At 63.2% G+C, this 20,667-nt stretch carries 18 protein-coding genes; 5 read left to right on the top strand and 13 right to left on the bottom strand.

Features of this window, described 5'->3' with window-relative positions:
* Positions 1 to 124: 124 nt before the first annotated feature.
* The 3 genes from rpoB to rplJ all read right to left on the bottom strand — a co-directional run bounded on the left by rpoB (position 125) and on the right by rplJ (position 5,635).
* The gene (gene rpoB / locus K359_RS0124965; RefSeq protein WP_029081778.1) at positions 125 to 4,243 is read right to left on the bottom strand and encodes a DNA-directed RNA polymerase subunit beta; all 4,119 of its coding nucleotides are present in this window, start codon (positions 4,241 to 4,243) and stop codon (positions 125 to 127) included.
* Positions 4,244 to 4,684: 441 nt separating this feature from the next.
* Complete coding sequence (gene rplL / locus K359_RS0124970; protein ID WP_029081779.1) at positions 4,685 to 5,062, bottom strand: 50S ribosomal protein L7/L12; 378 nt, start codon at positions 5,060 to 5,062, stop codon at positions 4,685 to 4,687.
* A 54-nt stretch (positions 5,063 to 5,116) separates the two neighbouring features.
* On the bottom strand, positions 5,117 to 5,635 hold the full coding sequence (gene rplJ, locus K359_RS0124975) for a 50S ribosomal protein L10 (RefSeq protein ID WP_029081780.1): 519 nt from the start codon (positions 5,633 to 5,635) through the stop codon (positions 5,117 to 5,119).
* A gap of 619 nt (positions 5,636 to 6,254) precedes the next feature.
* On the opposite strand from rplJ, the gene K359_RS52905 reads away from it, so the two are divergent.
* The 3 genes from K359_RS52905 to sigJ are packed head-to-tail and all read left to right on the top strand — an operon-like array spanning position 6,255 to position 8,044.
* Positions 6,255 to 6,644, top strand: a complete 390-nt coding sequence (locus K359_RS52905) for a hypothetical protein (protein ID WP_063618950.1) — start codon at positions 6,255 to 6,257, stop codon at positions 6,642 to 6,644.
* Positions 6,637 to 7,182, top strand: a complete 546-nt coding sequence (locus tag K359_RS0124985) for a hypothetical protein (RefSeq protein WP_029081781.1) — start codon at positions 6,637 to 6,639, stop codon at positions 7,180 to 7,182. Before K359_RS52905 ends, K359_RS0124985 begins: the two co-directional genes overlap by 8 nt.
* Complete coding sequence (gene sigJ, locus K359_RS0124990; protein WP_029081782.1) at positions 7,160 to 8,044, top strand: RNA polymerase sigma factor SigJ; 885 nt, start codon at positions 7,160 to 7,162, stop codon at positions 8,042 to 8,044. The genes K359_RS0124985 and sigJ overlap by 23 nt, the downstream gene beginning before the upstream one ends.
* 7 nt (positions 8,045 to 8,051) lie before the next feature.
* Here sigJ and K359_RS0124995 read toward each other — a convergent pair whose 3' ends face one another.
* From K359_RS0124995 to K359_RS0125025, 7 genes are all read right to left on the bottom strand, one after another.
* Positions 8,052 to 9,008: a 2-hydroxyacid dehydrogenase gene (locus tag K359_RS0124995; RefSeq protein WP_029081783.1), complete on the bottom strand. Its 957-nt coding sequence runs from the start codon at positions 9,006 to 9,008 to the stop codon at positions 8,052 to 8,054.
* A 198-nt stretch (positions 9,009 to 9,206) separates the two neighbouring features.
* The gene (gene rplA, locus K359_RS0125000) at positions 9,207 to 9,899 is read right to left on the bottom strand and encodes a 50S ribosomal protein L1 (protein WP_029081784.1); all 693 of its coding nucleotides are present in this window, start codon (positions 9,897 to 9,899) and stop codon (positions 9,207 to 9,209) included.
* Positions 9,900 to 9,905: 6 nt separating this feature from the next.
* Complete coding sequence (rplK, locus tag K359_RS0125005; RefSeq protein ID WP_008136439.1) at positions 9,906 to 10,334, bottom strand: 50S ribosomal protein L11; 429 nt, start codon at positions 10,332 to 10,334, stop codon at positions 9,906 to 9,908.
* Positions 10,335 to 10,464: 130 nt separating this feature from the next.
* Positions 10,465 to 10,998 carry a transcription termination/antitermination protein NusG gene (gene nusG, locus K359_RS0125010; RefSeq protein WP_021081670.1) on the bottom strand — a complete coding sequence of 178 codons (534 nt, stop codon included), beginning with the start codon at positions 10,996 to 10,998 and terminating at the stop codon, positions 10,465 to 10,467.
* Positions 10,999 to 11,018: 20 nt separating this feature from the next.
* Positions 11,019 to 11,210, bottom strand: a complete 192-nt coding sequence (secE, locus tag K359_RS0125015) for a preprotein translocase subunit SecE (protein ID WP_028335448.1) — start codon at positions 11,208 to 11,210, stop codon at positions 11,019 to 11,021.
* A gap of 372 nt (positions 11,211 to 11,582) precedes the next feature.
* A complete protein-coding gene (locus K359_RS0125020; protein WP_029081785.1) occupies positions 11,583 to 12,920 on the bottom strand; it encodes an ATP-binding protein in 1,338 nt (445 codons plus the stop codon).
* On the bottom strand, positions 12,920 to 13,666 hold the full coding sequence (locus tag K359_RS0125025) for a response regulator (RefSeq protein ID WP_051346365.1): 747 nt from the start codon (positions 13,664 to 13,666) through the stop codon (positions 12,920 to 12,922). The genes K359_RS0125020 and K359_RS0125025 overlap by 1 nt, the downstream gene beginning before the upstream one ends.
* A 205-nt stretch (positions 13,667 to 13,871) precedes the next feature.
* Here K359_RS0125025 and K359_RS0125030 point away from each other — a divergent pair, with 205 nt between their 5' ends.
* Positions 13,872 to 14,780, top strand: a complete 909-nt coding sequence (locus K359_RS0125030) for a DUF3313 domain-containing protein (protein ID WP_029081787.1) — start codon at positions 13,872 to 13,874, stop codon at positions 14,778 to 14,780.
* A 53-nt stretch (positions 14,781 to 14,833) separates the two neighbouring features.
* On the opposite strand, the gene K359_RS0125035 is transcribed toward K359_RS0125030, so the two are convergent.
* A complete protein-coding gene (locus K359_RS0125035; protein ID WP_029081788.1) occupies positions 14,834 to 16,447 on the bottom strand; it encodes an acyl-CoA synthetase in 1,614 nt (537 codons plus the stop codon).
* A 53-nt stretch (positions 16,448 to 16,500) separates the two neighbouring features.
* Positions 16,501 to 17,265, bottom strand: coding sequence for a FadR/GntR family transcriptional regulator (locus tag K359_RS0125040; protein ID WP_029081789.1), 765 nt, complete (start codon positions 17,263 to 17,265; stop codon positions 16,501 to 16,503).
* Between the two features lie 201 nt (positions 17,266 to 17,466).
* Here K359_RS0125040 and K359_RS0125045 point away from each other — a divergent pair, with 201 nt between their 5' ends.
* Positions 17,467 to 18,672: an ABC transporter substrate-binding protein gene (locus tag K359_RS0125045; RefSeq protein ID WP_029081790.1), complete on the top strand. Its 1,206-nt coding sequence runs from the start codon at positions 17,467 to 17,469 to the stop codon at positions 18,670 to 18,672.
* 542 nt (positions 18,673 to 19,214) lie between these two features.
* Here the strand turns inward: K359_RS0125045 and K359_RS0125050 are convergent.
* Positions 19,215 to 20,570, bottom strand: a complete 1,356-nt coding sequence (locus tag K359_RS0125050; RefSeq protein WP_198031177.1) for an SIR2 family protein — start codon at positions 20,568 to 20,570, stop codon at positions 19,215 to 19,217.
* Positions 20,571 to 20,667 lie beyond the last annotated feature (97 nt).

Below are 20,667 nucleotides of genomic sequence, written 5' to 3' on the forward strand. Positions count from 1 at the left end.
CTTCTCCTCGCGTGCCGATCGTCACCGGCAGCAAATTCGAAACTTTTATTCAGCGCGCGCCCCGTCCAACGTCCGAGCGGAGTGCGAAGGCCCGGCGCGTTTTGCGCCGGGCATGATCACTGCGTTACTCGGCCGCTTCCGACGTCGTTCCCGGTCCCACCTTGGAATTGTGCAGGTCGACGTTGAGGCCGAGCGAGCGCATTTCCTTGACCAGCACGTTGAACGATTCCGGAATACCGGCCTCGAAGGTGTCGTCGCCGCGCACGATCGCCTCGTACACCTTGGTACGGCCGGCGACGTCGTCCGACTTCACGGTCAGCATCTCCTGCAGCGTGTAGGCGGCGCCGTAGGCTTCCAGCGCCCAGACCTCCATTTCGCCGAAGCGCTGGCCGCCGAACTGCGCCTTGCCGCCCAGCGGCTGCTGGGTGACGAGCGAGTACGGACCGATCGAACGCGCGTGGATCTTGTCGTCCACGAGATGGTGCAGCTTGAGCATGTAGATGTAGCCCATCGTCACCTTGCGATCGAACTGATCGCCGGTGCGGCCGTCATAGACGGTCGACTGGCCGGAGGCGTCGAAGCCGGCAAGCTTCAGCATCTCCTCGATGTCGGCCTCCTTGGCGCCGTCGAACACCGGCGTTGCGATCGGCACGCCGTGGCTCAGATTGCGGCCGAGCTCGACCAGCTCGTTGTCGTTCAGCGACTTGATGGTTTCATCCTCGCCATAGATCTTCTTCAAGGTCTCGCGCAGCGGCTTGAGATCCTGCTTCTGATAGTAGGCGTCGATGGTCTGGCCGATGCGCTTGCCGAGGCCGGCGCAGGCCCAACCGAGATGGGTCTCAAGAATCTGACCGACGTTCATGCGCGAAGGCACGCCGAGCGGATTGAGCACGATGTCGGCATGCGTACCGTCCTCGAGGAACGGCATGTCCTCGATCGGCACGATCTTCGACACCACGCCCTTGTTGCCGTGACGGCCGGCCATCTTGTCGCCGGGCTGGATCTTGCGCTTCACCGCGACGAAGACCTTGACCATCTTCATCACGCCGGGCGGCAGCTCGTCGCCACGCTGCAGCTTCTCGACCTTGTCGAGGAAGCGCTGCTCGAGGCCCTTCTTCGACTCGTCGTACTGCTTCCGCATGGCCTCGATCTCGGCCATCAGCTTGTCGTTCGGCGAGGCGAACAGCCACCACTGCGACTTCGGATACTCGTCGAGCACCGCACGGGTGATCTTGGTATCCTTCTTGAAGCCCTTCGGGCCGGCGATGCCCTGGCGGTTCTCCAGCAGCTCGGCGAGGCGGTTGTAGACGTTGCGGTCCAGGATCGCCTGCTCGTCGTCGCGGTCCTTGGCCAGACGCTCGATCTCTTCCCGCTCGATCGCCAGCGCACGCTCGTCCTTGTCGACGCCGTGGCGGTTGAACACGCGGACTTCCACGATGGTGCCCTGCACGCCCGGAGGCACGCGCAGCGAGGTATCGCGGACGTCGGAGGCCTTCTCGCCGAAGATGGCGCGCAAGAGCTTCTCTTCGGGCGTCATCGGGCTCTCGCCCTTCGGCGTGATCTTGCCGACCAGGATGTCACCGGCGCGGACTTCCGCACCGATGTAGACGATACCGGCTTCGTCGAGGTTCTTCAGCGCTTCCTCCGAGACGTTCGGAATGTCGCGGGTGATTTCCTCAGGGCCGAGCTTGGTGTCGCGTGCCATCACCTCGAATTCTTCGATATGAATCGAGGTGAAGACGTCGTCCTTCACGATCCGCTCGGAGAGCAGGATCGAGTCTTCGAAGTTGTAGCCGTTCCACGGCATGAACGCGACCAGCACGTTGCGGCCGAGCGCGAGCTCGCCGAGATCGGTCGACGGACCGTCAGCGATGATGTCGCCCTTCTTGACGATGTCGCCGACCTTCACCAGCGGACGCTGGTTGATGCAGGTCGACTGGTTGGAGCGCTGGTACTTCATCAGCCGGTAGATATCGACGCCCGACTTGGTCGGATCGAGATCCTCGGTGGCGCGGATCACGACGCGGGTGGCGTCGATCTGGTCGATCACGCCCGAGCGGCGCGCGGCAATCGCCGCGCCCGAGTCACGGGCGACCACGCCTTCCATGCCGGTGCCGACGAACGGCGCCTCGGCGCGAACCAGCGGCACCGCCTGGCGCTGCATGTTCGAGCCCATCAGCGCGCGGTTGGCGTCGTCGTTCTCGAGGAACGGGATCAGCGCCGCGGCGACCGAAACCAGCTGCTTCGGCGACACGTCCATGTAGTCGACCTTGTCCGGCGTCACCGGCAGCACTTCGCCGGCATGACGGCAGACCACCAGATCGTCGGTGAAGCGGCCCTTGGCATCGAGCGGCACGTTGGCCTGCGCGACGCGGTAGCGGCCCTCTTCCATCGCCGACAGATAGACCACCTCGTCGGTGACCCGGCCGTCCTTAATCTTGCGGTACGGCGTCTCGACGAAGCCGTACTTGTTGACGCGCGCGAACGTCGCCAGCGAGTTGATCAGGCCGATGTTCGGACCTTCCGGCGTCTCGATCGGGCAGATACGGCCGTAATGGGTCGGATGCACGTCGCGGACTTCGAAGCCGGCACGCTCGCGGGTCAGACCGCCCGGGCCAAGCGCCGACAGGCGCCGCTTGTGGGTGATTTCCGACAGCGGGTTGGTCTGGTCCATGAACTGCGACAGCTGCGAGGAGCCGAAGAACTCACGCACCGCGGCAGCCGCCGGCTTGGCGTTGATCAGGTCCTGCGGCATCACGGTGTCGATATCGACGCTCGACATGCGCTCCTTGATCGCGCGCTCCATGCGGAGCAGGCCGATCCGGTACTGGTTCTCCATGAGCTCGCCGACCGAGCGCACCCGGCGGTTGCCGAGGTGGTCGATGTCGTCGATCTCGCCCTTGCCGTCACGCAGATCGACCAGCGTCTTGATGACAGCCAGGATGTCTTCCTTGCGCAGCGTGCGATGGGTGTCGGGCGCATCGAGCTCGAGGCGCATGTTCATCTTGACGCGGCCGACCGCGGACAGGTCATAACGCTCACTGTCGAAGAACAGCGACTGGAACATGGATTGCGCCGAATCCAGCGTCGGCGGCTCGCCCGGACGCATCACGCGGTAGATGTCGAACAGCGCGTCCTCACGCGTCAGGTTCTTGTCGGCCGACAGCGTGTTGCGGATATAGGCACCAACATTGACGTGGTCGATGTCGAGCAGCGGCAGGTCCTTGTAGCCCTGCTCGTTGAGCACCTTGAGCGACTTCTCGGTGATCTCCTCGCCGGCTTCGGCGTAGATTTCACCGGTCTTCGGGTTGACGAGATCCTCGGCGAGATAGTTGCCGACCAGTTCCGCGTCGGACATCCGCAGCGCCTTGAGGCCCTTTTCCTGCATCTGGCGCGCGCTGCGCACGGTCAGCTTCTTGCCGGCCTCGAGCACCACCTTGCCGGTGTCGGCGTCGATCAGGTCGTTGATCGTGCTGTAACCGCGGAAGCGGTTGGCGTCGAACGGCACGCGCCAGCCTTCCTTGGTCCGCTTGTAGGTGATCTTCTTGTAGAAGGTCGACAGGATCTGCTCGCCGTCGAGACCGAGCGCATACATCAGCGAGGTCACGGGCAGCTTGCGGCGGCGGTCGATGCGCGCGAACACGATGTCCTTGGCGTCGAACTCGATGTCGAGCCAGGAACCGCGATAGGGAATCACGCGCGCGGCAAACAACAGTTTGCCGGACGAATGGGTCTTGCCCTTGTCGTGGTCGAAGAACACGCCGGGCGAACGGTGCATCTGCGAGACGATCACGCGCTCGGTGCCGTTGACCACGAAGGTGCCGTTCATCGTCATGAGCGGGATATCGCCCATGTAGACGTCCTGCTCCTTGATGTCCTTGACCGACTTGGCGCCGGTTTCCTCGTCGATATCGAACACGATGAGGCGCAGCGTCACCTTGAGCGGCGCAGCGAAGGTCATGCCGCGCTGGCGGCACTCGTCGACGTCATATTTCGGCTGTTCGAACTCGTAGCGGACGAACTCGAGCATCGAGGTGCCCGAGAAGTCCGAGATCGGGAACACCGAGCGGAACACCGCCTGCAGGCCCTCATCGAGGCGACCGCCGGCCGGCTCGTCAACCATCAGGAACTGGTCATAGGACGCCTTCTGAACCTCGATGAGGTTCGGCATCTCGGCGACTTCCTTGATGTGACCGAAAAACTTGCGTACGCGTTTGCGACCGGTGAATGTCTGCTGCGCCATCGTGGCCTCTCATTTTCGTCGCCTTTGTGGGGCGAACCTTCCGGGAGCGACTGCCATCGGCCCCGGGTTGAATTTTCGAATCGTCCCGAAGGAACGAAGCGCGAGGTCAGGAATTAAATCCCCAGCCCGGCCCCTATTTCCTCCAAAACGCAAAACGACGCGCGGGGCGCATCACTGCACCCGCTCGTCCAAACGCTCCGCTTTACGGACTGAAAAAGCCCGAAATCTGACTGTCTCCCAACGGCTTACGCCGAGAACCCTGCCGTTCTCGCCGCCGACCGTGTTTTTTTGCTGCCAACCCGATATGGGAAGGCAATAAAGGAGATTCGAGGGTTAAGTCCACGGATCCCCACACTTTCTTGTGTCCGGCGCGTCCGCGACAAGCCGCCGCACGCCGTTTGCATGGCCCGGGAGCGCCCTGCGGCGCTCCCGGATCGTGCATTACTTGAGCTCGACCTTGGCGCCAGCCTTCTCGAGCTGGGCCTTGACCTTCTCGGCCTCGTCCTTGTTGACGCCTTCCTTGACGGGCTTCGGAGCGCCTTCGACGAGGTCCTTGGCTTCCTTCAGGCCCAGGCCGGTGATGGCGCGGACTTCCTTGATGACTTCGATCTTCTTGTCGCCGGCAGCAGCCAGCACGACAGTGAACTCGGTCTTCTCTTCAGCCGGAGCAGCGGCAGCACCGCCACCGGCCGGGCCGGCCACCGCAACGGCGGCAGCGGCGGAGACGCCCCACTTTTCCTCGAGGAGCTTGGCCAGTTCGGCCGCTTCGAGCACGGTGAGGCTCGAGAGGTCGTCGACGATTTTCTGCAAGTCAGCCATTGATCTGTTTCCTTAAACGTTTGGTTCGAACCAGGTTTTGAGATTAGCGAAGGGTCAGGCCGCTTCGCTCTTTGAGGCATGAGCCTGAATGACGCGTGCGAGCTTGGCCGCAGGCGCGTTCGAGAGCTGAGCGAGCTTGGTCGCCGGCGCTACGAGGAGGCCCACGATCTTGCTGCGCAGTTCGTCGAGTGACGGCAGTGAGGCAAGCGCCTTCACGCTGTCGACATTCAGGACGGTCTTACCCATCGAGCCGCCAAGGATGACGAACTTTTCGTTCGCCTTGGCGAATTCGACGGCAACCTTTGGCGCCGCGACCGGATCGTTTGAAGTAGCGATCACAGTCGGCCCCTTCAGCAGGGAACCGATGGCAGCGACGTCAGTGCCTTCAAGAGCAATTTTGGCGAGACGGTTCTTCGAGACCTTCACCGACGCACCCGCCTGCTTCATCTGCATGCGCAGCTTCTGCATCTGGGCCACGGTGAGGCCGGAATAGTGAGCGACGATCGCAACGCTCGTGGCCTTGAAGGCCTCGTTGAGCTGTCCGACCGCCTCTTTTTTTGCCGCTCGTTCCACAGCAAGCTCTTTCCGGTTGGCGGCCTTATCCGCGAAGGCAGGACCGCCGGGTTGCACCCATCGTCCCGCCCTAAACCTGATCCTGGGGGCGCAAGACCCTTCGGACATGCCGGGCAAGACGACATCTAGAAGCCTGCCCTCCCAAAGCCTTGCGGCCATGGGCTGTCGAGGTTCGAACCAAACCCAGCCTCCCAGCCGCGACCAGGCCGCGACGTGGAGCACAAAATCCGGTCTTCACCCGTCTATGCAGGCCATGCGATTAAGCCGTTGAAAACACGAAGTTCTCGCGGGCGCCTGCAGTCTTGGACAGGATCGGGCTATCGGCCGAGGCCGAACGCCCTGCTCTCATTCCGTTGGAGGCGACGGGTTTCCTTCCTTTCGAGCATCCTTGCGGGCATGCGGAAAGGAATGATCTCCTATCACCTCAGGTTTTCGGAATGCGAGCACGGACCTGCCAGCAAGTGCCAGCACGCCCGGAAGGCGCTATGTAGCTGGTCCTGCCTCACTTGCCAAGAGCAAAATTCAGACCAGTTCACCGATCTGTCCCGGCCCAGCGAAAATTTCTCCTACACAACGTCACATGACGGCGGTGTGGCTCGTCTGGGCGCTGGAGGCTCGCATGAAACGATGGATTGCAGGAATTCTCGCCCTCTTCAACCTCGGCAATGGGCTGGCGATGCTGTCAGCCGGTTCCATCTGGTGGTCGCTGGTTCCCGGCGCCGCCGATACCGGCCCCTTCAACCCCCATTTGGTTCAGGACGTCGGCATCGCTTTCCTGGCAGCCGGGCTCGGTCTCGCCGCACGAGCCTGGCGGCCGGCCTGGTGGCCCGCGGCGGTCGCGGGCGCCGCGTTCCTGGCGGGCCATGGCCTGCTGCATCTTGCGATGATCGCCGGCGGCCATGACCGCCATGCCGCGTCCGACCTGATCGCGGTGATCCTGCCCGCGGCCCTCGCACTCTATTCCGCCCTGCCAAGCCCGAGAGAACAATCAGGAGAACACCATGCGTAGTTTCATCGCGCGCCGTATGCTGCGCGCCTATTCCAAGCGCTACGGTTACGACACCAGCTATCTCGAGATGATGCTGAAGCAATCGCCGACGTCATTCTTCACGTTCGCCGGCGCGATGAAGGCCGCAGCCTGCCGCGAGGTTGCGCCCGTCGAAGCCTGCTTCGCCGCCAAGCTCACCGGCGCGCTGGCCGAAGATTGCGGTCCCTGCGCGCAGCTGGTCGCCGACATGGCGATCGAGGCCGGGATGGCGGAGCGGCAGATCACGGCCGTGCTCAGGCGCGACGTTGACGCGATGTCGGCGGACACCGCGCTCGGCTTCCGCTTCGCGGATGCGATCGTGCAGCGTTCCACGGAGGATGACGCCTGCCGCGACGCGGTTCGCGCGCGCTGGGGCGAAAAAGGCGTGATCGACCTCGCCATGGCCCTGCAAATCGGACGTATCTTCCCCATGATGAAGTTGGCGCTAGGCTATGCTAGGGAGTGTCGCCGCGTGACCGTGGCCGGCCATCAGATCGATGTCATCAAGCAGGCCGCCTGAATCCGACCCGCTCGGCCCGTATCGGGCGCGGCTGACCGGGCTCGCCTATCGCATGCTCGGCAGCCGCAGCGACGCCGACGACGTGGTGCAGGACGCCTGGCCGCGCTTCGCCGCGGCCGACGGCGTTCACAATCCCGAGGCGTTCCTCGTCACGGTGGTGACCCGGCTCTGCCTCGACCGGCTGAAGAGCGCCCGCGCCCAGCGCGAGGTCTATGTCGGCGCATGGCTGCCCGAGCCGGTGTTCGACGAGAGCCTGTCGGCTGAAGCAGCGACCGAACTTGCCGACGATCTCTCCTTCGCCCTGATGCTTGCGCTCGACACCTTGTCACCGCTCGAGCGCGCCGCGTTCCTGCTGCACGACGTGTTCGACCGGCCGTTTGCGGAAGTCGCGCGCACGCTCGAGCGCAGCGAGGTGGCTTGCCGGCAGCTCGCGGCGCGCGCCCGGCGGACCGTGCGCGACAGCCGCCCTGACCCGGCGGCTCCGCCCGAGGGCCACGCAAGATTGCTGACGGCATTCTGCCAGGCCGCAGCCAGCGGCGACGTCTCCGCTCTGGCCGATCTGCTGCGCGAGGATGCGATCGCGATCACCGATGGCGGCGGCCGCAAGCTGGCGGCGCTGAACCCGATCAAGGGAGCCGAGAAGATCGTCCGCTTCATCATCGGCATTGCCGGCAAGAATGCCGGCAGCGAGGTCCGTGTCGAGCCGATGATGGTCAACGGCAGCGCAGGCGCGCTGGTCCTGCTCGATGGCGAGATCGACCACACGCTCAGCCTGGCGATCGACGCCGCAACCAACCGGATCGCGGCGATCTACGTCGTCCGCAACCCCGACAAGCTGCGCCACGCGCCGCGCCGGAATTGACCGCCGGTCAGGACGCCGACGGCACCGGATAAGCGAGCGGCGTGCCGGCGAAGAACGCCTCGAGATTGGCGAGCACGCAGTCCTGCATCGCCACGTGGGATTCCAGGGTGTGGCCGCCGATATGCGGGGACAGCACGACGTTCGGCAGCGCCGTCAGTTCGTCGGGCGCGTGCGGCTCCCTGGCAAACACATCGAGCCCGGCGCCCGCGATGGACTGATCGGCAAGGGCCGCAACCAGCGCCTTCTGGTCGACGACGGAGCCGCGCGAGATATTGACGACGATCCCGCTGCTGCCGAGCCGGCGCAGGATGTCGGCATTGATGGCATGGACCGTATCAGCACCGGCGCGCACCGCGATCATCAGCACGCTGCACCAGTCGGCGAGCGCCTCGAGGCTCGGAAAATGCTGATACGGCACGTCCTGCCGTGACCGGCTGAAATAGCCGACCTCGGTTTCGAACGCGGCAACCCGCGCCGCGATCTTGCGGCCGATCTCGCCGAGGCCGTAGACGCCGACCTTGCGGCCGCGCATGCCGGCCTGCGGCCGCATCATCGGCGACGGCTTGGCGCCGATCCAGTCGCCGCTGCGGACGTAGTTGTCGGCGACCGGCAGGCGGCGGGCCGCCGCCAGCATCAGCGTCACCGCGATATCGGCAACGGAGGCGGCATTGGCGCCGGGGCTGTGGCCGACCGCAATTCCGCGCCTGTCGGCGGCGGCAAGATCGATCCCCTCATATCCGGTGCCGTAGCAGATGATCGCGCCGAGCTTCGGCAGCAGGTCCATCGCCTCACCGCCGAGCGGGGTACCGCCCGCCGTGATCATCGCCCGGATATCGCCAAGCTCCGCCGCCGAAAACACCTCGGTCAGCCGCCTGCCCGCGGCATTCAAAAGCTCGTAGCGCTCACCGAAGCGCACCAGTTCGTTTCTGGGAAAGCGCGAATAGACCAGGACCTTATCGGGCATTGTTGTTGTTTCCTGCGAGAGGCCTCACCCGGAGTCTTTTCCGTTCCGGTTGAATCGGAACGGGCTCTGGATTTTTGTTTTGACGCGTTTTCTTCACGCGAACCGGTATCCACCTCGCTCGAAAACGCTCTGGCAAAACAAAGGGGCGGAACCGGTTGCCCGATCCCGCCCCTCTTTATCTCGTCACGGCCAAAGACCTCAGCCGAGGATCGTGCCCGGCTCGACCTTCACGCCCGGGCCCATGGTGGAGGAGACCGCCACGCGCTGGATGTAGGTGCCCTTGGAACCCGCCGGCTTCGCCTTGGAGACCGCATCCGCGAGCGCCTTGACGTTCTCGACCAGCTTGTCCTCGGAGAACGAGGCCTTGCCGATGCCGGCCTGCACGATGCCGGCCTTTTCGACGCGGAACTCGACCGAGCCGCCCTTGGCGCCCTTCACGGCGTTGGTGACGTCCATGGTCACGGTGCCGATCTTCGGGTTCGGCATCATGCCGCGCGGACCGAGCACCTTACCGAGGCGGCCGACCAGCGGCATCATGTCGGGGGTGGCGATACAGCGGTCGAAATCGATCGCACCGCCCTGCACCTTCTCGACCAGGTCCTCGGCACCGACGACGTCGGCACCGGCGGCCTTGGCTTCCTCAGCCTTGGCACCGCGCGCGAACACGCCGACGCGCAGCGTGCGGCCGGTGCCGTTCGGCAGGTTGACGACGCCGCGGACCATCTGGTCGGCGTGGCGCGGATCGACGCCGAGATTGATCGCGATCTCGATCGTCTCGTCGAATTTCGACTTGGCGCGCTCCTTGACCATCTTGATGGCATCCGCGAGCGGGTAGAGCTTCTCGCGATCGACGCCCTCGCGGGCCTTCTTCAAACGCTTTCCGATTGCCATGGCCCGTTACCCCGCAACTTCCAGACCCATCGAACGGGCAGAGCCCTCGACCATCTTCATGGCCGATTCGATGGTGTCGCAATTCAAGTCCTTCATCTTCTTCTCGGCGATCTCGCGCACCTGCGCCTTGGTCACCTTGCCGGCCTTGTCGCGGCCCGGAGCTTTCGAACCGGACTGGATCTTGGCAGCCTGCTTGAGGAAGAACGACATCGGGGGCGTCTTCATCTCGAAGGTGAACGAACGATCGGCGTAGATCGTGATCACCACCGGGATTGGGGTATTCTTCTCTTCCTTCTGGGTCTGCGCGTTGAACGCCTTGCAGAACTCCATGATGTTGAGACCGCGCTGACCAAGCGCGGGGCCGATCGGGGGCGAAGGATTCGCCGCACCGGCCGGGACCTGAAGCTTCAGGTATCCGGTCACTTTCTTTGCCATTTATCACTCCTGTTGTGCCGGACGGTGCCGGCGGTTTCAGGTTCCGTGGTTCGGTTGAAGGGGCTGGCGACCGCCTCCTCCCTCCCACGGCCTCTCACTTGACGGGGGGCATATACCCCACGCCGTCCGGTCAGACCACCTTTTCGACCTGACCGAATTCCAGTTCCACGGGGGTCGCGCGGCCGAAGATCGACACCGCGACCTTTACGCGCGAGCGCGCCTCGTCGATTTCTTCCACCACGCCGGAGAACGAGGCGAACGGGCCGTCGGCCACGCGCACATTCTCGCCGATTTCGAACGACACCGACGCCTTCGGACGCTCCACGCCCTCCTGCACCTGGTGCAGAATCCGCATCGCCTCGGCTTCCGAAATCGGCATCGGCTTGTTTTCCGCGCCGAGGAAGCCGGTCACCTTCGGGGTGTTCTTGATCAGATGGAACGCCTCGTCGGTCAGCTTCATCTTCACCAGCACATAGCCCGGGAAGAACTTGCGCTCGGCGTCGATCTTGCGGCCGCGGCGCACCTCGGTGACCTTCTCGGTCGGCACCAGAATCTGCTCGAAGAGCTCTTCCAGCCCGCGCTGCTTGGCCTGCTCGCGGATCGATTCCTGAACCTTCTTCTCGAAGTTCGAGTAGGCGTGAACGATGTACCAGCGCTTGTCCATCAATTGGGTTCCCATGCTCATCAGTGGATGCCCAGGATCAGCGTGATCAGATAGCGGATGATCTGATCCGCGGCGAAAAAGAAGACCGAGGCCAGCGCCACCATCACGAACACCATGATGGTGGTGATGGTCGTCTCGCGGCGCGTCGGCCAGGTGACCTTGGCGGTCTCCGAGCGCACTTCCTGCAGGAATTTGAACGGGCTGAAAGCCATCGTGGGATCCGCGTCCGTGACCGGACGATTGTAACGTTTCAAGGAATCCGAACAGCCGACCTTACGGACCCAGCCCTCGTTTGAAGGTTGAGCCGATAAACGAGCTCGAATGTTCGGGGAATTAGGCCGCGCCGGATATCCGCCATCAAAGCGGGCCGGCTGCGAGTGCCGCGTATCTACTGCGGGACCGGCCAAACGTCAAGGTCGGCGAGGTCGCGCCCCACGAGGGCCAAGCGCGGGCCGAGCGGGCATTGATCCCTTCAGTTCAACGGCTTAGCCGGGGCGCCGGGGCACCTCCGGGACTTCCCGCCGGGGATTGGCGCCAAGAAGGAGCCCCTGTCGCGTGCGATAACGCACACCGCCCCGCTTCGTCTAGGCCAGGAGGGACTTCAGCGGCAACAGCATCGATACCCGCAATCCGACCGGCTCCCGCGGCTTCAGTTCGATGCTGCCGCCATGGCGTTTGGCAATATCCTGGGCGATCGACAGTCCCAGCCCAAAGCCGCCGCTATCCTGCCGCGCGCTATCAGCCTTGAAGAAGGGTTCGAACACCTTGTCGCGCAGCGCCGGCGGGATGCCGGGCCCGTCGTCAACCACCTCGATCTCAATCTGGTTCGAGTCCTTGGGACGGAGCGCGACCGCGACCGTGCTGCCGTGCTTGACTGCGTTCTCCACGACATTGGTGACGGCGCGCGACAGGGCGCGAGGCCGACAGGCATAGGGAAGACGCGGAGGCCCGGCGTAGGACACCGCGTGGCCCAAATCGGCGAACTCGGAACAGATGGTCTGCAGAAAGCTCGGCAGATCGATGTGCGAGACTGCCTCCGAGCGCGCATCGTCGCGAAGATACTCCAGCGTCTCGTTGATCATGCGCGTGATCTTGGCGATATCGCCCAGCATGGCCGGGCGCAGAGTATCTTCTCCGACACGCTCGGCGCGCAACCTGAGCCGCGTCAGCGGCGTCCGCAGGTCATGACTGATGGCGGCCAGCATGCGGGTGCGGTCGTCGAGCAGCGCGCGGATCCGGGTGCGCATGTCGTTCAGAGCGTCGGCGACCTGGGCGATTTCAAGCGGACCGCGCCGGCGTAGCGCCTCGGGAGCCCGCGGCGAGCGGCCGAACGAGGTGGCGGCGCTCGCGACTTCGGCCAGCGGCGCGATCACCCAGCGCACGGCATAGACCGACAGCAGCAGCATGGATATCAGCAGGATGATTGCCCCTCCGGCCGCCGGGCGGAGCAGAATGGACCAAAAGCCGCCATTGACCGCGACGTCGGCCATCAACGCGTGGCCGTTGTCGAGCTTCACGACCACCTGTGACGACGAACCTGCCGGATGGCGCAGCTCCTCCAGCAACTCAATTCCAGACTCGGCCGCCAGTTGCCGAAATGCTCTTATGGAAAACGGCCGCGTCTCTCCGGCCGTCCGCGGCACGAGTTCGCTCAAGGCGACGCGCCTGACGTCGAGACCGCCGCGCCTGGCCGCGGCCAGCAGTTCATCCGCGTCGGTTGGTGTCTTCGTGGAACGCAGCAGCTGCGCGACCTCCGAGACCCGCCCCGCAAGAAACTTCTGCGTGTCGTTGATCGAGGGAGAATCGAACAGAAAAATCACGGTCACCGCTGCGAGCGTGATGCCGATCAGTTCCGAGAGCGCGACGAGGCTCATGAGTTGCGCAGCGATGCTGCGCGGCATCAGCCGCTGCGCCCATCCCATCAGATCTGCTCGACCGCAGGCGTGAAGAGGTAACCGCCGAGCCGCACGGTCTTGATCATCGAGCGGTCCTTCGGATCCGGCTCGATCTTCTGCCTGATGCGGCTGATATGAACGTCGACGCTGCGCTCGACCGAGGCGATCAGGCCGCCGAAGGCCTGCTCGATCAGTTGCTCGCGCGACAGCACCTGCCCCGGATTGCGGCAGAACGCCAGCAGCAGATCGAACTCGGCCCCGGTCAGCGTGATGCGGACACCGGCGGGGTCATGCAGTTCGCGGGTGGTGGGGTTGATGCGCCATCCGGCGAAGGTCAAGGGACGCGGCCGCGAGCGCGACGCAGTGCCGCTCTCGACCCGGCGCAACAGTGCGCGGATGCGGGCCACCAGCTCGCGCGAATTGAACGGCTTGGTGACATAGTCGTCGGCGCCGAGTTCGAGGCCGAGGATGCGGTCGATGTCCTCGCTCCGCGCCGTCACCATGATGATGGGAATCGAGGAAGACATGCGCAGGCGCCGGCAGATGCTCAGCCCGTCCTCGCCCGGCAGCATCACGTCGAGCACGATGAGATCGAAGCTCGCGCGCTTGAGCAGCGCATCCATCTCGATGGCCGAACCGACCAGCATCGCTCTGAAGCCGTTGTCCTGGAGGACCTCGGCCAGCATGCGCGCGATATCGGCGTCGTCCTCGACGCAGAGGATGCGCGCGTTGGTGACGGGGAAAGCCACGAGGTCGTATTCCAGGATTTGCATCACGGTATTTTAGAGGCGCCGGCCTCACATGCGCAGCGTGCAAATATAGCGTTTTGTTAAGCCTGCACGTCCAAATGTGGCTCAAATAGGTCGCGCGGTTTCACGGCCTACATCTGACTTAATATCTCTTAATCCCGACCCGGGCGGCCCTGTTCTATCGTGACGTGCGATCGTTCGTGGGGTGAGCGGTCGTTCGAGGGGTGACATGAGATTAGAATTTCAGCCGGGCGTTGCGGCTGATGCGCAGGGCACGGGCCGGGCGTCGCGCGATGGCTTGCGCAATCGGTCATCCTCACTTGCCGGCGCTGCGGTTGCGATGGTGTTGTTGTCGGGCTGCGCCAGCGCTCCTATGACCCGAGGCGGATCATTGGCATCCTACGACAACCTCGCGCAATCCGACGGGCTGCTGGCGAAGTCGCTGGTTCGCGTCAACAAGGACGACGTCCTTGCCGCAAAGACCATCCATATCGTTCCTGCGACCTTCTCACAGGGCGCGTCACCTACGCTGTCGCAAGAGCAGAGGAAGCTGGTGGCCAATGCCATCGATCGTTCGCTCTGCGTCGGCCTGAGCGAGCGGCTTCAGGTCGTTGCGCTCGATCAGCCTGCGGATCTCACCGCATACGCGCGCGTCACGCAGGCGGCGCCCACTGACGAAGTCGCCGCGGGCGCTTCCAAGGTGGTCGGCATCCTGCCGACCGCGCTCGGCGCAGGCGTCCCCGTGCCGGTGCCGCGGTTGCCGGTCGGGCTCGGCAGCCTGACGGTCGAAGCCGAGGTGCGGGATCCGGCCAGTCGCCAGCAGGCGGCGATGATCTGGGCTCGCGGCGCAAATTCATTCACCAGTTCGCCGATGGTCTCGAGTGCCGGTGACGCCTACGAACTCGCTTCCTCGTTCAGTGACGACTTCAGCAAGCTCGTCGTCACCGGAGCTACGCCGTTCGGAAAGCCGCCGGACCTGCCATCGTTCGACAAGATCGGCGCGTCGTTCGGCGGCAAGCCGAAATACGCGGCCTGCGAAGCGTTCGGGCGCAATCCCGGCCTGGTCGGGATGGCCGCCGGCAAGCTCGGATTGCCGCCGGAGTGGTCGGACAAGGGAGCGCCGACGGCTGGCCAGTGATTGCGTTTGCCCTGACGCGCGCCGAAGCTTCGGATCATCCCCCTGCCCGTGTCCTAGCCGGCAAAGCTCTTTTGGACCGCCTGGTCCAGCGTAGCCCCGCCGAGATAGCGCTGGCGCAGCTCGCGCTTGAGCAGCTTGCCGCTCGGGTTCTTCGGCAGGCTGTCGACGAAGATGACCTGCTTCGGCACCTTGAAGTGGGCCATCGACGCCGCGCAATGCTTGATGACGGCCTCGGCCTCGAGGCTCGCGCCGGCCTTGACCACCACGATCGCGGTCACCGCCTCGATCCAGCGCGGATCGGGCAGCCCGACCACCGCCACCTCCGACACCGCAGGCAGCCGGTAGATCATCTCCTCGACCTCGCGGCTCGCGACGTTCTCGCCGCCGCTCTTGATCATGTCCTTCACGCGATCGACGACGGTGATGTAGCCACTGGCATCGACGGTCGCGAGATCGCCGGAATGAAACCAGCCGCCGGCGAACGCCGCTGCGGTCTTGACCGGATCGTTGTAGTAGCCGGACAACAGATGCGGCGAGCGGTGCACGATCTCGCCGACCTCCCCGACCCCGACGTCGGTCATGTCGGAATTCACCACCCGCGTCTCGACATTGATCGCGGGCTTGCCGGCTGATCCCGCCTTCGGCAGCTGGTCCGCCGGCGCCAGCACGGTTGCGAGCGGCGCGATCTCGGTCTGGCCGTAGAAGTTCCAGAACTTCACATCGGGCAGCCGGCGCTGCAATTCGAGCAGCACCTCGACCGGCATGATCGAGGCGCCGTAATAGCCCTTGCGCAGGGTCGACAGATCGGTGCCATCGAACGAAGGCGAGCGCAGCATCGCGATCCAGATCGTCGGCGGCGCGAAGAACGCGTTGATCCTGTGGGCTGAGATCAGCGCCAGGACATTGTCGGGCACCGGCTTGCCGGTAATGAGACTGGTGGCGCCGAGATAGATCGCGGGGCCCAGGAAGACGTCGAGCTGCGCGCAGTGATAGAGCGGCAGCGCATGCAGCACGGTGTCGTCGGTCGTCATGCCGCCGTCGATGATGCAGCTGACATACTGCCACATGACAGCTTCATGGGTGAGGATCGCACCCTTCGGCAGCGACTCGGTGCCGCTGGTGTAGATGATCTGCGCGGGATCGCGGCTGTCGACCGACACGTCCGGTGCCGACGCGTCGCTGTGCAGCAGGCTGTCGAGGGTCGTGATGCCTTCGGGCGCGGTGGCCGGATCCTCCCCCGGCAGCCAGATCAGGGTCTCGACCGCCGAGCCCTTGGCGGCCGCAGCGTGCGCGGTCTCCACGAAATCCGGCCCGACCGCGAGCAGTTTTGCGCCGGAATTGGCGAGGATGAAATTGATCTCGTCCGGATTGAGCATGAAGTTGATCGGCACCAGGATCGCACCGATCCGCGCCACCGCGAAGCGCAGCGCGGCGAAGCCATGCGAGTTGCGCGACAGCACCGCGACCCGGTCGCCCTTCGCGACGCCAAGCGCGAGCAATCCGCGTCCGAGCCGGTTGCAGATCGCGTCCATCTCCGCAAATGTCCAGCTCACCGCGCCGCAGATCAGCGCGGTCTTGTTGGGGTAGCGCTTGGCCGACCGGCGCAGCAGATCGCCGATGCTGTGCTCGCGGGCGCGCTGGATGGTTGCTGCGATGTCTCCGCTCATATGTCCCTCCCGAATGTGCTTGTTGTCGTTGTCTTGGCTTGGCGCCGCTGTCGCTACTGCCGTGCGGCGTAGGCGTGCTCCATGTAGGTGTGCTCGACCGAGCGATCGAGCGAGGCGATCTTTTCGAAGCCGCGCCGCCAGTCCTGCAAATGCCGGCGCGTCCACAGCACGCCGGCCTCCTTGTCGTGCCGCCTGATCGCATCGAGGATGTGGCGATGCGCCTCGACGAGGCGCGCGCCGCCCTCGGGCACGCCGCCGACGATCATCTCGGTGGTCGGAAAGAACAGCTGCGCGGCGGGCTCGCGGGCGAGCTGCAGCACGCGGTTCTGCGAAGCCTTGGCCATCAGCAGGTGGAATTCGGCATCGAGCTCGGCAAGATCAACCGGATTGCCGACCACCGCCGCGCTGCGTTCGAGATTGCCGGCAAGCTCGGCGATGTTCTCGTCGGTCGCGCGCTCCACCGCGCCTTCCACGCTCGCGACCTCCAGCGTCATCGACGTCTCGAACAATTCGCGAAACGTCACCTCGTGCAAGATCAGCGCACGCGACAGCCGGGTGGCGAGCTTGTTGTAGCGCGGCAGGCAGGCCTGCAAGCGTCGGCTGGAATCGCGGCGGATCAGCCCGCCCTCCTCGAGCACGCGAATGCCTTCGCGCACCGTCGAGCGGTTGACGCCAAACTGCGCGACCAGCTGCTGCTCGGTGCCGATCGGCTCGCCCGGCTTGATCCGGCCGTTGATGATCTCGCGTTCGATCGCGTCCGCGACCTTCTGATAGGCCGGCGCGACATCGATGCGCCGGAACAGCGGCGTGGCGGCCATCCTTGGCTCCCTCGGGCTCCCGATTGTCGTTTGTCGGACAAAGGATAGGCGAAGGCATATGGAGCGTCAAATAGGCTTTTCTGCTGTCTGAATGTCGCACCCGGCCGGCAAGAATTGACAGCGGAACCGGGCAAATCTAGCTTTGTCGGACAAACTTATAAGAACACCGAGCCGCTAAGAAAATCTGGGAGGTCCATCATCATGAAATCCATCGTCACGAGTCTGTCTGCCGCCGGCCTGATCGCAGCAGTGCTGGCGGGGCCAGCGCTCGCGCAACAGGCGCCGCTCAAGATCGGCGTGCTCACGGATTTCCAGTCGGTCTATTCGGACATCGGCGGCGCCGGGAATGTCGAGGCCACCAAGATGGCGATCGAGGAGTTCGGCGGCTCGATGTTCGGCAAGCCGATCGAGCTCGTCACCGCCGACGCCCTCAACAAGGCCGACGTCGCCGCCACCATCACCCGCAAATGGTACGAGGCTGAGAATGTCGACATGATCATCGACATGCCGACCTCGGCGACGGCGCTCGCCGGCATGGAGATGTCGAAGCAGTTCGAGAAGATCATGATCGTGACGGACGCGGCGAGCTCCGATATCACCGGCAAGTCCTGCTCGCCCTACACGCTGCATTGGACCTACGACACCTATGCCAACGCCCACACCGTCGGCAGCGCGATCGTGAAGAATGGCGGCGACAGCTGGTTCTTCATCACCGCCGACTACGTCTTCGGCCATTCGATCGAGCGCGACACCGGCGACGTGGTCCGCGCGGCCGGCGGCAAGGTGATCGGAAGCGCCCGTCATCCGCTCAACACGCCGGACTTCTCCTCGTTCCTGCTGCAGGCGCAGTCGTCGAAGGCCAAGATCGTCGGCCTCGCCAATGGCGGCGGCGATACCATCAATGCGATCAAGCAGGCCGCCGAATTCGGCATCGTCGCGGGCGGGCAGAATCTGGCCGGCATCGTGATGTTCATTTCCGACATCCACAGCCTCGGGCTGAAGCTCGCGCAGGGCCTGATCATCACCGAGGCCTACTATTGGGATCTCAACGACCGCACCCGCGCCTTCGGCAAGCGCTTCTTCGAGCGCATGAAGCGGATGCCGACGATGAATCAGGCCGCGACCTACAGCGCCACCCTGCACTACCTCAACGCGGTGAAGGCCGCCGGCACCAAGGAGACCAAGCCGGTGCTGGCGAAGATGCGCGCGACCCCGGTCCGCGACGCCTTCACCGACAACGGCGTGGTGCGCGAGGACGGCCGCATGGTGCACTCGATGTTCCTGTTCGAGGTCAAGAAGCCGGAGGAATCGAAGGCGCCGTGGGATTACTACAAGGTGCTCGCCGAGGTGCCCGGCGACCAGGCGTTCCGGCCGCTGAAGGACGGCGGCTGCCCGCTCATCAAGTGAGTGAAGACAATCATGGCCGGGGTCCGGGACCTCGGCCAACACCTTCAAATGATTAGGGAAAATCTGGCAGGAGTGGCAGGGCTCGAACCTGCGACCCCCGGTTTTGGAGTTCGCGAGGGCTCGTTTTGAGCAGTTTGGGCGGGACAAACTAGGACGGTTTGGTCGGGGTTTCCGGCCCAAAACGCCGCTTATCGGGCGGTCCAGTCGGTCTAGTTTCCTTGGATCCAACTGAGTTTGGGTCCAAATTTGGGTCCAAACAATGGCCCGGCTAATCGCAAGGCAAACGACAGCTCGCAGGCGCCACCAGGGTGCTTATGAAAGGGCCTTATGCGGTCACCCACCCGAATTTTTAGCATCAAAAATCGGAGTGCCTGTGAACAAGCGTCTTTGCCTGGTCAATTACATCTTCTCGCGCAGCGTCATCGAAAGTCGTTGGCGCAATGCACTCTCGAATATCGGCGCCGGGCAGTGTCACGAACACTCGCCAACCCTTCCGGAGCTTCTTCACCTTGAGGACGGCCCCCTTGTAGAGCAGATGATCCTCACTTCTTCGCGGCGGCTTTTGCATTTTCTGCCTTGATAGACTTCAAAAGGTCGACCAGCTTCTGAGAGTACTTTCGCGTTTCGCTCTTGCTGCCCGACTTAAATGCGAAGTGATAATCATTATCAGACTTCTTGATGTCGTAACCGAGCTGCTCGTTAGCTTGAGCGATTAGGCCATTAAGCGAGGGCCAGTAATCGTAGCCCAGCTTTTTTGCGACCTGCGATAGGAGAAACGGATACTCAACATTAGGATTAGTAATGTTGCTTATGCCGAGCAACATTCCGAGGGCACCTGTATCATCCGTAAGGTGCTCTATCTTCTTGTAATCTAGCTCAACATTGTTCTTTGCAACATCGTGCCTGACTAGATCAACAACGCGCGATGCCAAGTGCCGGAGTATTTTAAGGTTAACGGGAACCGGCGAACTCAGGTCGGCGAGGCCCTGCAAAAACCACTCGAAGTCCGATGTGACCACAGCACGCAACCGCAACGGATTTGTGCCATCGCCAGGCACCACGTGCTCTTCTTTGAGGTGAGTAAGCGCCGAAACATCCGGCACCCACTCGATGTAGTATACGTTCTCGAGAAGACCTCCCTTCTCTCTCATCGCTTCACCCAAGTCAGCTATGATGGAATTGACGTTGCTATCCCCCAATCCGTATCCAACGATGATCACGGGATACTCCGCGAAGTAGGTCATCATTTTGCTACTGATATATTTGCGCTTGCGCGCAAAGCGCTCGTAATCCTCATGGGTTAGAACCAGCGTCGTAGGGTCGGTGACCGACCCATGAATTTTATACAACTCTCCCACAATACTCATTGACATGGGAATGATGCGTTCGCCCAGCACCACTTCAAAGTCGTCATATAGATTTTCAAGAACGGTATCGAAATTGGTCGTTATCACTGCGTGGGGCGAGCAGCGTTTGAACAAATCCAACTCGGCTTTGCTTTTCGCGTCTTTGGCGAATTTCTTGAAGGTCTTTAGATGCTCCGCCGCCAAGTGTTTCAAAAAAATGGATTTGTCCAGTCCGGCCTGAAAATACTCCGAAGGAAAGTCATTCTTACCCTTCGACCAAGCCCATTCGTGTACGGGATCGACAAGAAGAGAGCCAATCGTGCCGGGATCATTATTGGCCTTTTGGCTGATGAAGTTGAAAGCGTCATCATTGATGCCCACGATCTGCGAAATGTGCCTGAGGAGCTCGAACCAACTCGGCGCACCAAGATAACGACGGCTAATGCCCGCACCAGCAAAGAGGACCGGTCTGGTGCCCGTGCTATTCAGCAACTCTTTCAAACCAAGAAGAACCTTTGCTTTGTAGGCGTCGTATTCGTTCTGCGTAACCACCACCCCTCCTACCCTGCAAGAACCGCGACAATCTCCTTGAAGTGTTCAGGATCAAGTCGACCACACTGACCTGCAACAGCCTCGATGAAGGGCCGTG

It is taken from the genome of Bradyrhizobium sp. th-b2 (genome assembly GCF_000426785.1).
GTDB lineage: Bacteria > Pseudomonadota > Alphaproteobacteria > Rhizobiales > Xanthobacteraceae > Bradyrhizobium > Bradyrhizobium septentrionale.